Origin of the sequence: Kitasatospora sp. NPDC101157 (genome assembly GCF_044768255.1) — a bacterium.
In the GTDB taxonomy this organism is placed as follows: domain Bacteria; phylum Actinomycetota; class Actinomycetes; order Streptomycetales; family Streptomycetaceae; genus Kitasatospora.
In genome coordinates, this window is sequence record NZ_JBIWPL010000030.1 from 1 (window position 1) to 12,332 (window position 12,332).

A 12,332-nucleotide genomic window follows, 5' to 3' on the forward strand; every position below is an offset into this window, starting at 1 on the left:
TCCGCATCGGGCCCGACGACGACCTCGGCATCCGCCACACCGGCGGCACCACCGGCATCCCCAAGGGCATCCTGAGCCTGCACGGCCCCTACCGCAGCGCCTTCGACGTCCCCTACGGCGACCCCCGCCCCGACGCCGAGCCGCCCCGACTCCTCGCCGCGACCTCCCTCGCCCACCTTGCCGGCGTCCTGTCCGACCTGACCCTCCACCACGGCGGGTCCGTGGTCCTGCACCGCACCTTCGACCCCACTCACGTCCTCGCCACCGTCGAACGCGAGCGCATCACGGACCTGTGGGTGCTGCCCCCGCTGCTCTACCAACTCCTCGACCATCCGGCCATCGGCCGCACCGACCTGTCCAGCCTGCGCCGCGTCTCCTACGGCGGCTGCGCGGCCTCCCCGACCCGCATCCGCGAGGCCCTCAAGGTGTTCGGCCCGGTGCTGGTGAGCGGCTACGGCATGTCGGAGGCGCAGAACATCGCGATCCTCGGCCCGAGCGAGCACGACCGCATCGGCCACGGCGGCCGGCTCCCCGTGGGCCGCCCGCTTCCCGGCGTCGAGGTGGAGATCCGCGCCGCCGACGGCACCGTACTGCCGGCCGGTGAACAGGGACACATCCACGTCCGCTCGGCCACGCTGATGGCCGGGTACTGGAAGCAGCCTGAACTCACCGCCGAGGTGCTGCAGGGCGGTTGGCTGAACACCGGTGACATCGGCTACTTCGACGCGGACGGCTACCTCTACCTCGCCGACCGCCTCAAGGACCTGATCATCGTCGTCGGCGGCCACGTCTACCCCACCGAGGTCGAGGACCTGCTGCTCACCCACCCGGCGATCGCCCAGTGCGCCGTCTTCGGCGTGCGCGACACCCAGGAGTCCGAGCACGTCCACGTCGCCGTCGTCCCCGCCCAGGGACAGCAGCCCGAGCTGGAGGAGGTCCGCGCCTTCGTCACCGCCAACAAGGGCCGCATCTACGCCCCCGAGGCGCTGCACCTGGTGGACGCCATCCCGCTGACGTCCGTCGGCAAGCCGGACAAGAAGCGCCTGCGCGAGGCGGCGACGGCCGGCTGAACGCGACGGCGGCTGTACGCGACGGCGCGCGCGGGGGCGGCCCGCTCAGGGCACCAGCACCAGCCGCCCCCGCAACCCGCCGCGCGCCAGGTGCTCGTGCGCCCGCGCCGCGTCCTGGAGCGGCAGGGTGTCGGCCACGCGCAGGGTCAGCCGGCCGTCGGCCGCCAGCGCCGACAGCCGTGCCAGCGCCGGCCCGTCGGCGCTCACCCACACGTTCACCACCCGGATGCCGCGCAGCCCCACCGGCTCGCTGCCGCCGGCCAGCGCCGCGAACGCCCCGCGCCCGCGCACCGCACCGAGCGCCGCCACCCCCAGCCGGGCCGCGTCCACCGCGCCGTCCACCCCACCGGGCACCAACTCCCGGACGGCCTCGGCCACATCGGGCACCGTACGCGGCACGAACCAGTGCGCGCCCAGTCCCCGCACCAGCTCCTCGTCCTCCTCGGCGGCCAGCGCCACCACCCGCAGCCCACGCAGTGCCGCCAGCTCGACCGCGAAGCCGCCCACCGCCCCCGCCGCGCCCGTCACCAGCACGGTGGCACCGGCGGGCAGTTCCAGAAGGTCCAGGGCCTGCAGCGCGGTCAGGCCGTTCAGGGGCAGCGTCGCCGCCCGAGCCGGGTCCACGCCCGCCGGGGCCGGAGCCAGCGCCTGAGCGTCCAGCACCACGTACTCCGCGTACCCGCCCAGGTCCACCTCCAGGCGGTCCCGCAGTCCCACCACCCGCTGGCCCGGCGTGAAGTCCGCGACCCCCGGCCCGACGGCGTCCACCATCCCGGCCACGTCCCAGCCGATGCCCGTCACCTCCCGCCGGCCCATCAGCCCCGCCCCGGCCAGCGCACCCGAGCGGGTCAGGGCGTCCACCGGGTTCACCCCCGCCGCCTCCACCCGCACCCGCACCCGTCCCGGGCCCGCCACCGGCCGCTCCACCTCCACCAGCTCCAGCGCCTCGGGCCCGCCGAAGTCCCGCACCACCACCGCGCGCATCGCACCCCACTCCTTCGCCAACAGCAACCCTTGCGAACACCGCCCAACCTAGGGAGAGTTGCTCTCCCACGGGAAGGACGCACCCCAAGGTGCGTAACCGACCCCGAGGAGAGGAGCAGGCCGATGCCCACCATGACCGCCGCCCAGCGCCGCGCCGCCGAACGGGCGGGCTACGACGCCTACCTCGCCCAGTGCCCGGCCCGTCAACTCCTCGACCGCATCGGCGACAAGTGGGTCACCCTCGTCGTCAACGCCCTCGCCGACGGACCCCAGCGCTACAGCGACCTGCGAAAGCGCCTGGCCGGGGTCAGCGAGAAGATGCTCACCCAGACCCTGCGCACCCTGGAACGCGACGGCCTGCTGCACCGCACCGTCACCCCCACCGTCCCCGTCCGCGTCGACTACGCCCTCACCCCGCTCGGCCACGACCTCCTGCCACTCGTGCGCTCGATCAAGACCTGGGCGGAAGCCCACATGCCCCACGTGCTGGCCGCCCGCGCCGACTACGACCACCGCCACGCCGACGGCCACTGATTCTGCCGGGAGGCAGCCAGCGGCACCGGCCGCGACACGACCGCGCCGCACGGCGAGCCTGCGGCCGCGGGCGTGCCACCGGTTGCCGCCTTCGGTGGCCCGGGCGACGCGTCTGTCGGTGGGTTCGTCTACGGTTGGGCCCGTCCGGCAGGCGGAAACGGAACGACAGAGGGGTGACACATGGCCACGGCGGAGTTCGAGCGGCTGCGCGCGATCATGGGGGAGCCGGCCTACACCCCGGCCCGGGTGCCATGGGAGCTCGCCCCTGCCGAGCTCGGCGTCCAACTTCCGTCGGACTACCGGGCGTTCATCGACCTGTACGGTGCGGTGAACTTCAACGGCGAGTGGGGAGTCACCAGCCCGCTGCGCCGTACCGGGGAGGGCCTGAGCGGCTTTGCGTACTGGCGCGCCGACACCGACGGCGAGTTCCGCGAACAGGTCGAGTGCGAGGACGGGTTCTGGGAGCAGGACAGCACCCCGGTCTTCCCCGACCCGGGCGGACTGCTGCCCTGGGGCCTGAGCAGCGACCACATGTACTGCTGCTGGCTGACCACCGGCCCGGATCCGGACCAGTGGCCGGTCGCGGTCTTCAACGGCCCCAATGACGGCGAACTCGACGTCCACGAAGGCGGTTTCGCCCGGTTCGTGGTGACCGTCCTGACTGGCGGCTACGCCGACGGGAACGAGCTGCGGGTGATACCGGACGAGCGGGAACGGGGGCCACAGCCGCCGCGCCCGCTGTGGACGCCGGGCTACGACTGGGACGGCACGAAGTGGGGTGGGCAGTGGGGCGTCGGAGGATGGACGGCCGAGCAGTGGGACGACCGGACGGCCGCGCTGGCCATGCCCTGGGTGCGCCGCTGACACCTCCGCACCGCGCGCACTCGCGCGACATCCGGGTCGGATCAGATCCGGATGTCGCGGCCGCAGCGCACCCCCCAGCGGGCGGACGGGGAGGATGTCGCGCCGCCGGCGCGGGTGACCGTGAGGGTCGCTCGCATGCCGTCGAACAGGATCCGGTCGCCCGGTGCGAGGAACAGCGGCTCGGCCAGTTCGCAGAAGTAGCCGAATTCCGCCCCGAGTTCGTCGACCATCACGAACCGCGGGACCGGGGTGATGCCGTCGGTGACCAGTTGCAGGCCGGGATCGTCCCACGCCGGCGGCGCACGCCGCGACCGGGTTCGCGGCGTCGATCGGTGCCGAGCGGTGTTCAGCGACGTGAAGCGACGTTCAGCGGCGGGCGAAGGCGGCGATGTCCGTCAGCGGGGGGTCGTAGCCGTCGGTGGTGTCCACGCACAACCGCGGTGCGCCCGCCACGGTCGGCGGGGTGAAGTCGTCCAGCAGGTTGCCCGCGCCGGGCGGGGCGGCGAGCAGGGTGCTGTCGGCGTGGGCGGCGCGGTGGCGGCCGGTGGCCAGGCGCTCGGCGACGCGGCGCCGGGCCAGGGCCGGGTCCACCCGGCAGTGCACCACCCGTAGTTCGGTGCGGGCGGCCAGCGGCTCCAGACGCGGGCGCCAGACCCGGTCCTGGTAGGCGGCCTCGGCGACCACGCTCACCCCGGCACGCACCAGCACGTCCAGTACTTCGAAGAAGGCGTCGCGCACCGCCTCGTCGGGGGCGGGGGAGCGGGTGCCGGCGTGCAGCAGGCCCTCCTTGATCTCGTCGCGGCACACGGCGGGGCAGCCGACGGCGTCGGCGAGCGCGTGCGCCAGTGTCGTCTTCCCGCTGCCCGGCCCGCCGCTCACCACGATCAGCACCGCTCGTCTCCCGTCCGACCCGCCCGCGCGCGCCGCTTGTCGGGCCCTTTGTACCCGAAACCCACGCCGCCCCGGGCGCGGACGCAGGGACGGTCAGGACCGACATTCCGGGGCGGCACCGTGACCCTCGGCGGCAGCCCGGAGTCCGCGCCGGACCTGGTCGCCGACTTCCACTCGCCTGCGTCGGCGCCGTCCGCGACGGCACCGACGACCGGCCGGGCGTTCTGCACGGCCTGCCGCCGCCCGGGCGGCGGTTCAGGCCCAGGTGGCGGCCAGGCGCTGCGACAGGGTGTCGTAGGGCAGGCAGTCGACCACCGGCAGGCGGTGGGCGCGGGCCTGGGCGGCGAGCCAGTGGGAGTAGCGGGCGCTGACGGCGGCGCGCTCGCTCTGCACGCCGGCCTGCGGTTCGCGCCGGGCGTAGTTGGCGCTGATGCGGGCCGCCTCGCCTTCGTGGAGGAACACCGCGGCCAGGCGCCGGCCGTGTGCGGTGGCCTCGGCGGCGGCGCGGGCGGCGGCGCGAGGGGTGAGGTAGTCGCCCTCGACGACGGCGGGCACGTCGACGCTGAGGCGGTTGCGCACGACGCCGAGCAGGGCCTCGTCGAGGGCGTGGGCGGTGGCGATCTGCAGTTCCAGCACCCGTTCGGTGTCCAGGTCCTGGGCGTGGGCGGTGGTGAAGTGGTGCAGGCCGGGGTGGGTGGCCGGGGTGGTGGCGGCCTGCAGGGCGCCGACGACGTCGTCGAACTCCACGGTGAACGCGCCGTGCACGGCGGCCAGGCGGGCGGCGGCGCGGCTCTTGCCGACGCCGGAGGCGCCGCCGATCAGCAGGACGTCCCAGGGACGGTGGCTGGTGTGCATACGGTCACATTAATGCGGGGCGGTCATCCGTCCGGGGCGCCGGCGGCGTCGGAAGGAGTGGGGGAGGCGCCCGCGGTCGGCGGCCTCCTGGCCCGGCCCCCGGCGCCCCGCAGCCGGCCCAAGGCCCGGTCCCCGCCACCGCCGCCCGCCCGCGAGCCCTCGCGGACGGGCGGCGGTGACAGGGGGTGCGGCGGGGCGGGGCGGCTGCGGTGACGGCCGGTCGCGGGTGGTTCGGCGCAGGGGCCCGGGGCGGGACGAACCAGAGGGTCGCGGAGACCAGGGCGATGGCGGTGCTGATCGCGACGGCCGCCGTTGCGCCGAGGACGGCCGGCAGCAGCATGGCGACGTAGATGTGCTGCTGAGCGTCGCAGGGTTCGGCGCAGGGCGGGCTGAAGGCGATGCCGAGCAGGAACGCGAGGACGATCTGCACGCCGGTCTGCAGCACCCGCAGCCTCTGCAGCAGTTCCATCAGGAGCCGGTCGGCCCCGCACCGCCGGGTTCTCCCACCCTGGGAAGGCGGGCTCGTCGGGACGCTCGGGGCCGGGGCCGGGGCCGGGGCCGGAACCGTGGCGGGGCCGGGTCGGGGAGGGGTGTTCAAGCGTCACACTGTGCTGGGCCCGGCCCCCTCCAGGCGCCGGTGCCAGGCGGTGAGCAACTCCTCCAGGGCGGCGGCCTCGCCGGGGTCCAGGTGGGAGAGCAGGCGGTGCTCGTTGCGCATGTGGGCGGTGAACGCCTCGTCGATCAGGCGCAGTCCGGCGTCGGTGAGGGCGACCACGCGCCCGCGTCGGTCGTCCTCGGCGGTGCGGCGGGTGACCAGGCCGGCGTGTTCCAGGCGGTCGATCCGCTTGGTCATCGCGCCGGTGGTGACCATGGTGTGCGCGGCGAGTTCCCCGGGGGCGCGTTCGTAGGGGGCGCCCGCGCGGCGCAGGGCGGCGAGCACGTCGAACTCGCCCTCGCTCAGCCCGTACTGCTGGTAGACGAGGGTGAGCTCGGCGGTCAGGCGGGCCGCGAGGCGGTGCAGGCGCCCGATCACGGCCTGGGGGGAGACGTCGAGGTCGGGACGCTCTCGGTGCCACGCGGCCTGGATGAGCGCGACGTGGTCCCCGTCGTCGTCCGGGTGCTGCTGGTGCTCCATGGGAGCCATCCTACCCCTGGTAGCTTCCAGGGAAGCTATAATGTCTTCCATGGAAGCCAATGTGCGGTGGGTGCTGCTGACCGCCCTCGCCCCGATCGCCTGGGGCGCCAACTACTGGGTGACTCACTCCTATCTGCCCGCCGACCACCCTCTGTGGGGCGCCGCCCTGCGTGCCCTGCCTGCCGGACTGCTCCTGCTCGCCCTCGCCCGCCGCCGCCCCCGCGGCCCCTGGTGGTGGCGCAGCGCCCTGCTCGGAGTGCTCAACACCGCCGTGTTCTTCGTCCTGCTCTACCTCGCCTCCCAGCTGCTGCCCACCAGTACCGCCGCCACCGTCATGGCCGCCTCCCCGCTGGCCATGCTGCTGACCGCCTGGGCGCTGGCCGGGCAGCACCCGCACCGCGCCCACCTGGTGGGGGCGGTGGTGGGCCTGGCCGGGGTGGCGCTGACCGTCCTCGGGGCGGGCGGCGCCCCCGACGGAGCCGGGCTGGCGGCCTCGGCGGGCGCGATGCTGGTCTCTTCGGTCGGCTACGTGCTCGCCGCCCGTTGGCGCGAGGGCGCCGACCCGCTGGCCGCCACCGCCTGGCAGCTGACCGCCGGGGGCCTGGTGCTGCTGCCGCTGGCCGCCGGCGCCGAGGGCGCGCCGCCGCCGCTGCACGGCCCCACCCTGCTCGCCTTCGGGTACGTCACCCTGGCCGCGACCGCCCTCGCCTTCGCCTGCTGGTTCACCGGACTGCGGCATCTGCCGGCCGGCACCGTCGGCCTGCTCGGACTGCTCAATCCGCTCACCGGCGTGCTGCTGGGCACCGCGCTGGACGGCGACGAACTGGGGCCGCGCCAGGGGCTGGGACTGGCCCTGGTGGCCGCCGGGATCCTGCTCGGACGGCCCCGCACCCGAACCGGCGCCGACAGCTGCACAGGAACCGCCGCCGACAGCAGGACCGACACCGCCGCCGACAGGTGCACCGGAACCGCCGCCGACGCCGGCACCCGCACCGGAACGGGAACCGCCGCCGACGCCGCAGCCGGCGCCCCGGTCGCGGGCCGGGGCCGGGGCCGGAGCCGGGGTCGGGGTGTGGGCTTGCCCGGTCGGCGCGTGCCGTGATCGGATGGGCGCCGGCATCGCGTGTCGGTGGCGGACCGCGCCAGGCATGGAGGTGCCCGAACGAAGGGACCGCCCGCACGTGGCCTCCCCCTACACCGGCCGTACGGCCGCCCTCAGTCTCCAACTCTCCCAAGCGCACAACGAACTGCGCCGCCGCCTGGCGGGCGTCCGCTCCGCCCTGGGCCGCAGCCCGGGCGCCGGCGGCGACTCCCTGACCGCCCACTGCCTCGCCTTCTGCGCCGCCATGACGATCCATCACCAGGGCGAGGACGAAGGGATGTTCACCGCCCTGCTGCGCGAACGCCCCGATCTCGAACCCACCGTCGCCAAACTCGTCGAGGACCACGGTCTCATCGCCGCCATCCTCACCCGGGTGCGCGACCTCGCCGACCAAGCCGCCGGGCAGAACGGCGCCGCCCTGGAGTCGATCGGTCGCGAACTCGACGGGTTGGCGGCCGTCATGGAGTCCCACTTCATTTACGAGGAACGCGCTGTCGGCGCCGCCCTGGATACGGCCCTGGATGCCGCTCCGGGCGGCGCGCTGCGCGCTGACGACGGCTGGACGCGGCCCGTGCTGCGCTTGCGCCCGCCGTACGGCCCCAAGGGCGCGCAGGAGCCGTAAAACCCCTCGCTCCGCCGGTTCGGGGCCGCCTACACTCGCCACGCGGCCGCAGCCCCAGGGGGTGCGGACGCACCAACGACCGTACCGGCACGCGAGAGCACACACAGAGAGAGGGGGTGCAGCGGCCATGCCCAAGCACAGCGCCGCCGCCCCCTCTCCCGCGTCGCGGTACGAGGTGATCCTGGTGTCCCCGTCCTTCCGGTGCCCGCTGCGCGGCCGGCACCGGAGCAGCGCCGCCACCGCCTGACCGTCCGCCCCACCCGCGCCCCCGTGCCGCCGTGCGTGTCCCTACGCGCGTCGGTGCGTCCATGTGCGTCCGGGTGCGTTCCTTCACACGGCACGGTCCCTTTCCGGCAAGTCTTCTGACGGCAAGTCAGAACACGAACGGTGCTGAGTCAATCGCGCGCCCAATCCCGCAGACACCGCCTTGAAAGGCAGCCGGGCCATGCGCACCGACACCACCACCATCAGCACCACCCTCGCCGGCACGACGACGACCAGCAGCATCGCCGCGGTCCGCAACCTCGGCATCCTCGCCCACGTCGACGCCGGCAAGACCACCGTCACCGAACGGATCCTCTACCTCACCGGCGCCACCCACAAGCGCGGCGAAGTCCACACCGGCACCACCGTGACCGATTTCGACCCCCAGGAACGCGACCGCGGCATCACCATCTTCGCCGCCGCCGTCAGCTGCGCCTGGGCCGGACACCGGATCAACCTCATCGACACCCCCGGTCACGTCGACTTCGCCGACGAGGTCGAACGGTCCCTGCGGGTCCTGGACGGCGCCGTCGCCGTGTTCGACGCCGTCGCCGGCGTCGAGCCGCAGAGCGAGTCGGTGTGGCGCCAGGCCGAACGCCACGGCGTCCCCCGCATCGCCTTCGTCAACAAGCTCGACCGCCCCGGCGCCGACCTCGACTCCGCCGTCAACTCCATCCGGGAACACCTGCACCCCCACCCGCTGGCCGTCCACCTTCCCATCGGCGCCGAGGAGGCCTTCACCGGCGTCGTCGACCTCGTCGGCCACCGCGCCCTCACCTGGGACGAGAGCGGCACCCTCACCGAGGGCCCCGTCCCCGCCCACCTCGCCGAGCGCGCCGCCGCCCGCCGCCACGCCCTGGACGAGGCGGTGGCCGAACTCGACCCCCCTGCCCTGGAGGAGTACTGCACCCACGGCGCCCTCAGCCACGCCACCCTCACGGCCGCCCTGCGCCGCCTCACCCACAGCGGAGAGGCCGTGGTCGTCCTGGGCGGCTCCGCCTACCGCAACCGCGGCATCGAACCACTGCTCGACGCCGCCGTCGCCTACCTGCCCTCACCCCTGGACACCGCGCCCGCGCCCTCCGGCGACCGGGACCGGCAGCGCGGCGCCGACCGCGACGGGCAGCACGGCGCCGACCCCCAACGACCCCTGACCGCACTGGCGTTCAAGGTCACCGCCGCCCCCACCGGCCGCCTCACCTACCTGCGCCTGTACACCGGCACCCTGCGCAAGGGCGACACCGTCCTCGACACCGCCACCGGCCGCACCGAGCGCATCGCCCGCATCCTGCGCGTGATGGCCGAGCGCCACACCGAGATCGACCACGCCCTGGCCGGCGACATCGTCGCCGTCATCGGCCCCAAGACCGCCCGCGTCGGCGCCACCCTGTGCGACCCCGACCACCCCGTCCTGCTGGAGGCACCCGTGAGCGCCGAACCCGTCGTCACCGTCGCCGTCGAAGCCCGCCGCGCCGCCGACACCGACAAACTCACCACCGCTCTCACCCGCCTCGCCGAGGAGGACCCCTCGCTGCGCCTGGCCACCGACCCCGACACCGGCCAGCGCACCCTGTCCGGACTGGGCGAACTCCACCTGGAGGTCGCCGTGGAGAAGGTGCGCCGCGACACCGGCGTCGAGGCCGTGGTCGGACGGCCCCAGGTTGCCCTGCGCGAAGCCCTCCTCGAAGGCGTCATCGGCTTCACCTACCGCCACGCCAAACAGGACGGCGGCGCCGGCCAGTTCGCCCACCTCGTCCTCGACCTGGCGCCCGCCGCCGACGGCTTCACCTTCACCTCCACCGTCACCGGCGGCCGCGTACCGCGCGAATACGTCCAGGCCGTCGAAGCCGGCTGCCGCGACGCCCTCACCGAGGGCCCGCTCGGCGGCCACCCCGTCACCGGCCTCGCCGTCACCCTCACCGACGGTGCCACCCACCCCAAGGACTCCTCCGAACTCGCCTTCCGCACCGCCGCCCGCCTGGGCCTGCGCGAAGCGCTGCGCGCCTGCCGGCTGCACCTGCTGGAACCGCTCGCGGAGGTGACCGTCACCGTGCCCGAGGATGCCCTCGGCGCCGTCCTGGGGGACCTGGCCGCCCGCCGCGCCACCGTCCAGGCCACCAGCACGACCGGCCACCGCGACCACGACGGCCCCGGTAGCCCCGGCAGCCACGGCGGCCCCGGCGGTACGGCTCGGGTCAGCGCGCTGGTGCCGCTGGCCGAACTGTTCGGCTACGCGGGCCGCCTGCGCAGCCGCACCCAGGGCCGCGGCACCTTCACCACCAGCCTCGCCGGCTACGCCCCGGCGTCGGCCTCTGCGTCGGGACCGGCGTCGGGACCGGCACCGGCGTCGGCCGGCTGAGCCGCGCTCCCGGCCCGGCCCTCTCCGCCCGGGGAGGGCCGGGACCTCCGGTCGCCCCGACGGCCTGGCCGGCCGGGCCGCCCCGGCACCCGCTGGACGTTCTGCGCGACACCGGAGCCCGGTACGGTCGGGCGGCGGCTACGCTCCGGGGGTAGCTGTGTGACGGGTAAGGAGTTGACCGGGGTTTGGGATCCATGCGTGAGCGGATTCGCGAGGTCCTCGGCCGCCCGTTGTCGGAGCTCGTGGTCCCGGGCGACCGGGCGGCGGCCGAGGACCCGTCGGCCCTCCGGCGGTGGGCCGTCGCGGCCCATGACCGTGAGGCCCTGGAGCGGTGGGGGCTGCCGGTGGCCGAGGAGTGCGGCCTGGTCTCGAACATCCACGAGGGTGAGAGGCCGGAGGAGTTGGCGGACGGGCGCCGTTACTACGGGCTCGGCCTCTGGCTCGACGTCGAAGTGGCGGCGGCGATCCCGTCGGGGCAGGTCTGGGGAGTCCCGCTGACCAGCTGGCGTCCGAGCGCCCGGTTCATCAACTCGTCGATCAGTGTCTATGTCGATGCGGCCTGGCGCTGGTACTGGGTCCTCGGGATCGTGAACTCCGAGGACAGCGTCGAACGCTGGTCATGTCTGCGGGACTTCTTCGGCTTCATTGCCGACCGCGATCCCGGCGTCGCGCAACGGCGCTGCCTTTGGCACGAGGTCCTCCTGAGCGACTGACCGGGCCGGACCAGCGGGGCCTCAACAAGCCCCCCTTGGGAATTCCCAACGAATGATCTTCGACATGGTTGGATCACTCCAAAGCCGGTGATCTGAGGGTGGGAGCGACGCAGCCGAAGCGCTGGGAGGCCGACAACGGGCTATGGGCGGTGATCAAGCCGCTGCTGCCTGAGGTCGAGCGTCGACCTCGGCTCCCGGCCGGACATCCGGACCGGCTGGTGCTCCAAGTCATCCTGTTCGTGCTGCCTGCAGGGATCGCCTGGGAACACCTGCCGCAGGAACTCGGCGTCGGCTTACGTACCTTCCCCCGAGTCGGCCGGCGCCGCAAACGGCAGCCCCCGGAGCCGCGGAAGGAGTGCGGTGCTCGGGGGAGATCGTTGGGCGGGAACCCGAACACGGCGCCGGGAGGTCAGCCCGCGAGCACCCGCCGCACGTTCTCAAGGCGCGCACGGTGAGCCTCGATCCAGCCGGTCGGCGGCGAGAGAGGAAGGCTGACTGTCACCTGCGACGACGGACCGTCATGGATCGACACTGCGATCACACCAGGCTGCCACGGCTTGATCCCGAGCTGGACCGACCGGCCGGAGTTCAGCCACGAGACCCTCCGATTACCAGCGAGACTGTCGAGGGCCTCCTCCCACTCGTCGAGGTCATCGGACGTGATGCCGACGGGGAAGCTGCCGTTGACGGTTCCGGTCTCCACAACGAACTCGCAGTCGAGGTAGCCAGTGCCCGGGACCCGCTTCAGTACCCGGAGAGAGACCACGTGACCGCTCGTTCCGGGCGGATCAGCGAGGTGAATCAGGTCGCCAAGGTCATCATCCATCACAGTCCCTCTCGTCGGCCTCGAACAAGGGGCATCATTTCGGAGGCCACCGACACACCCCCCCGGCCCGGGTGCTGTCACCTCTCTCACCTACGCAGCCAGCCTGGGCTGGC

15 protein-coding genes are annotated in these 12,332 nt (G+C 74.1%); 8 read left to right on the forward strand and 7 right to left on the reverse strand.

The features are described from left to right. Nucleotides 1-1,070, forward strand: a 1,070-nt coding sequence (locus tag ACIRVF_RS36635; RefSeq protein WP_402828056.1) for an AMP-binding protein, incomplete at its 5' end; no start/stop codon positions are given. Nucleotides 1,071-1,115: 45 nt separating this feature from the next. On the opposite strand, the gene ACIRVF_RS36640 is transcribed toward ACIRVF_RS36635, so the two are convergent. Next, a complete protein-coding gene (locus tag ACIRVF_RS36640) occupies nucleotides 1,116-2,054 on the reverse strand; it encodes an NADP-dependent oxidoreductase (RefSeq protein ID WP_402828059.1) in 939 nt (312 codons plus the stop codon). A gap of 123 nt (nucleotides 2,055-2,177) precedes the next feature. On the opposite strand from ACIRVF_RS36640, the gene ACIRVF_RS36645 reads away from it, so the two are divergent. Both ACIRVF_RS36645 and ACIRVF_RS36650 read left to right on the forward strand, forming a co-directional pair. After that, nucleotides 2,178-2,588: a winged helix-turn-helix transcriptional regulator gene (locus ACIRVF_RS36645; protein ID WP_402828062.1), complete on the forward strand. Its 411-nt coding sequence runs from the start codon at nucleotides 2,178-2,180 to the stop codon at nucleotides 2,586-2,588. Nucleotides 2,589-2,768: 180 nt separating this feature from the next. After that, nucleotides 2,769-3,452, forward strand: coding sequence for an SMI1/KNR4 family protein (locus tag ACIRVF_RS36650; RefSeq protein ID WP_402828065.1), 684 nt, complete (start codon nucleotides 2,769-2,771; stop codon nucleotides 3,450-3,452). Between the two features lie 41 nt (nucleotides 3,453-3,493). On the opposite strand, the gene ACIRVF_RS36655 is transcribed toward ACIRVF_RS36650, so the two are convergent. The 5 genes from ACIRVF_RS36655 to ACIRVF_RS36675 all read right to left on the reverse strand — a co-directional run bounded on the left by ACIRVF_RS36655 (nucleotide 3,494) and on the right by ACIRVF_RS36675 (nucleotide 6,333). Continuing rightward, nucleotides 3,494-3,682, reverse strand: a complete 189-nt coding sequence (locus ACIRVF_RS36655; RefSeq protein WP_402828068.1) for a hypothetical protein — start codon at nucleotides 3,680-3,682, stop codon at nucleotides 3,494-3,496. A 136-nt stretch (nucleotides 3,683-3,818) separates the two neighbouring features. Then, complete coding sequence (locus ACIRVF_RS36660) at nucleotides 3,819-4,343, reverse strand: AAA family ATPase (protein ID WP_402828071.1); 525 nt, start codon at nucleotides 4,341-4,343, stop codon at nucleotides 3,819-3,821. A gap of 255 nt (nucleotides 4,344-4,598) precedes the next feature. Then, nucleotides 4,599-5,198, reverse strand: a complete 600-nt coding sequence (locus tag ACIRVF_RS36665) for an AAA family ATPase (RefSeq protein ID WP_402828074.1) — start codon at nucleotides 5,196-5,198, stop codon at nucleotides 4,599-4,601. Nucleotides 5,199-5,202: 4 nt separating this feature from the next. Next, nucleotides 5,203-5,796 carry a DUF6328 family protein gene (locus ACIRVF_RS36670; protein WP_402828077.1) on the reverse strand — a complete coding sequence of 198 codons (594 nt, stop codon included), beginning with the start codon at nucleotides 5,794-5,796 and terminating at the stop codon, nucleotides 5,203-5,205. 3 nt (nucleotides 5,797-5,799) lie between these two features. Further along, nucleotides 5,800-6,333 carry a MarR family winged helix-turn-helix transcriptional regulator gene (locus ACIRVF_RS36675; protein ID WP_402828080.1) on the reverse strand — a complete coding sequence of 178 codons (534 nt, stop codon included), beginning with the start codon at nucleotides 6,331-6,333 and terminating at the stop codon, nucleotides 5,800-5,802. A 49-nt stretch (nucleotides 6,334-6,382) separates the two neighbouring features. On the opposite strand from ACIRVF_RS36675, the gene ACIRVF_RS36680 reads away from it, so the two are divergent. The 5 genes from ACIRVF_RS36680 to ACIRVF_RS36700 all read left to right on the forward strand — a co-directional run bounded on the left by ACIRVF_RS36680 (nucleotide 6,383) and on the right by ACIRVF_RS36700 (nucleotide 11,848). Next, nucleotides 6,383-7,435, forward strand: coding sequence for a DMT family transporter (locus ACIRVF_RS36680; protein ID WP_402828083.1), 1,053 nt, complete (start codon nucleotides 6,383-6,385; stop codon nucleotides 7,433-7,435). Nucleotides 7,436-7,514: 79 nt separating this feature from the next. Continuing rightward, nucleotides 7,515-8,057 carry a hemerythrin domain-containing protein gene (locus tag ACIRVF_RS36685; RefSeq protein WP_402828086.1) on the forward strand — a complete coding sequence of 181 codons (543 nt, stop codon included), beginning with the start codon at nucleotides 7,515-7,517 and terminating at the stop codon, nucleotides 8,055-8,057. Between the two features lie 445 nt (nucleotides 8,058-8,502). Further along, complete coding sequence (fusA, locus tag ACIRVF_RS36690) at nucleotides 8,503-10,680, forward strand: elongation factor G (protein WP_402828089.1); 2,178 nt, start codon at nucleotides 8,503-8,505, stop codon at nucleotides 10,678-10,680. Nucleotides 10,681-10,874: 194 nt separating this feature from the next. Further along, nucleotides 10,875-11,393, forward strand: a complete 519-nt coding sequence (locus ACIRVF_RS36695) for an SUKH-4 family immunity protein (protein WP_402828092.1) — start codon at nucleotides 10,875-10,877, stop codon at nucleotides 11,391-11,393. Nucleotides 11,394-11,491: 98 nt separating this feature from the next. Beyond that, nucleotides 11,492-11,848, forward strand: a complete 357-nt coding sequence (locus ACIRVF_RS36700; protein ID WP_402828321.1) for a transposase — start codon at nucleotides 11,492-11,494, stop codon at nucleotides 11,846-11,848. On the opposite strand, the gene ACIRVF_RS36705 is transcribed toward ACIRVF_RS36700, so the two are convergent. Then, the gene (locus tag ACIRVF_RS36705; protein WP_402828095.1) at nucleotides 11,803-12,219 is read right to left on the reverse strand and encodes a DUF5959 family protein; all 417 of its coding nucleotides are present in this window, start codon (nucleotides 12,217-12,219) and stop codon (nucleotides 11,803-11,805) included. The genes ACIRVF_RS36700 and ACIRVF_RS36705 overlap by 46 nt on opposite strands. Nucleotides 12,220-12,332: the final 113 nt, after the last annotated feature.

Bases quoted from the DNA above. Each gene is read 5' to 3' on its own strand.
- ACIRVF_RS36705 (WP_402828095.1), bottom strand. From the start codon at position 12,219: ATGGATGATGACCTTGGCGACCTGATTCACCTCGCTGATCCGCCCGGA.
- fusA (WP_402828089.1), top strand. From the start codon at position 8,503: ATGCGCACCGACACCACCACCATCAGCACCACCCTCGCCGGCACGACG.
- ACIRVF_RS36655 (WP_402828068.1), bottom strand. From the start codon at position 3,682: ATGGTCGACGAACTCGGGGCGGAATTCGGCTACTTCTGCGAACTGGCC.
- ACIRVF_RS36675 (WP_402828080.1), bottom strand. From the start codon at position 6,333: ATGGAGCACCAGCAGCACCCGGACGACGACGGGGACCACGTCGCGCTC.
- ACIRVF_RS36680 (WP_402828083.1), top strand. From the start codon at position 6,383: ATGGAAGCCAATGTGCGGTGGGTGCTGCTGACCGCCCTCGCCCCGATC.
- ACIRVF_RS36665 (WP_402828074.1), bottom strand. From the start codon at position 5,198: ATGCACACCAGCCACCGTCCCTGGGACGTCCTGCTGATCGGCGGCGCC.
- ACIRVF_RS36650 (WP_402828065.1), top strand. From the start codon at position 2,769: ATGGCCACGGCGGAGTTCGAGCGGCTGCGCGCGATCATGGGGGAGCCG.
- ACIRVF_RS36640 (WP_402828059.1), bottom strand. From the start codon at position 2,054: ATGCGCGCGGTGGTGGTGCGGGACTTCGGCGGGCCCGAGGCGCTGGAG.
- ACIRVF_RS36695 (WP_402828092.1), top strand. From the start codon at position 10,875: ATGCGTGAGCGGATTCGCGAGGTCCTCGGCCGCCCGTTGTCGGAGCTC.
- ACIRVF_RS36645 (WP_402828062.1), top strand. From the start codon at position 2,178: ATGCCCACCATGACCGCCGCCCAGCGCCGCGCCGCCGAACGGGCGGGC.